Here is a 909-nt window from a genome sequence, read left to right as displayed (position 1 = left end):
GCCGTGTAGTCCTCGCTCACACCGGCGATCGCCTTGTTCAGCGCGCGCAGCGTGTCCTCCGTCGGGGCGTCGTCGGTGACCCGCAGTGCACCGGACTCCTCGTCGACCACGACACGCCAGGCGCGCTGCAGGAAGCGCTGCGCACCGACGACGTCCTTGGTGGCCCACGGACGCGACGTGTCCAGCGGACCCATCGACATCTCGTACACGCGGAGCGTGTCGGCGCCGTACTCCTCGCAGATGTCGTCCGGCGACACGGAGTTCTTGAGGCTCTTGCCCATCTTCCCGTACTCGCGGTTAACCTCGGCGCCCTGGTAGAAGTACTTGCCGTCCTTCTCCTCCACCTCGTCGGCAGGCACGTACACGCCGCGCGCATCGGTGTACGCGTACGCCTGGATGTAGCCCTGGTTGTACAGGCGGCGGTACGGCTCGCTCGAGCTGACGTAGCCGAGGTCGAACAGCACCTTGTGCCAGAACCGCGAGTACAGCAGGTGCAGCACCGCGTGCTCGACGCCGCCGACGTACAGATCGACACCGCCGGGATCGTTGGGTCCGTGGATCTCCGGACGCGGACCCGTCCAGTACCGCTCGTTCTCCTTGTCGCAGAACACGTCCGGGTTGGTGGGGTCGATGTACCGCAGCTGGTACCACGAGCTGCCTGCCCACTGCGGCATCACATTGGTGTCGCGGCGGTACGTCTGCAGTCCGTCACCGAGATCGAGTTCGACGTCGACCCAGTCGACGGCCTTCGCCAGCGGGGGAGAGGGCTCCGAGGACGCGTCGTCGGGATCGAACGACACGGGTGCGTAGTCCTCGACCTCCGGGAGCTCCACGGGCAGAGAAGATTCCGGCAGAGCGTGGGCGTTGCCCTCGGCGTCGTACACGATCGGGAACGGCTCGCCCCAGTAC

General features: G+C 66.7%; 1 pseudogene. It reads right to left on the bottom strand.

Annotated elements, in window-relative coordinates:
* A pseudogene (locus tag ACFWJO_RS38470) lies at nucleotides 1-909 on the bottom strand (leucine--tRNA ligase); the annotation flags it as partial.

This window comes from Streptomyces sp. NPDC127092 (genome assembly GCF_042722475.1).
GTDB lineage: Bacteria > Actinomycetota > Actinomycetes > Streptomycetales > Streptomycetaceae > Streptomyces.
Note: the sequence above shows the minus strand (reverse complement) of the source record. Positions and strands in the feature narration are given on the sequence as shown.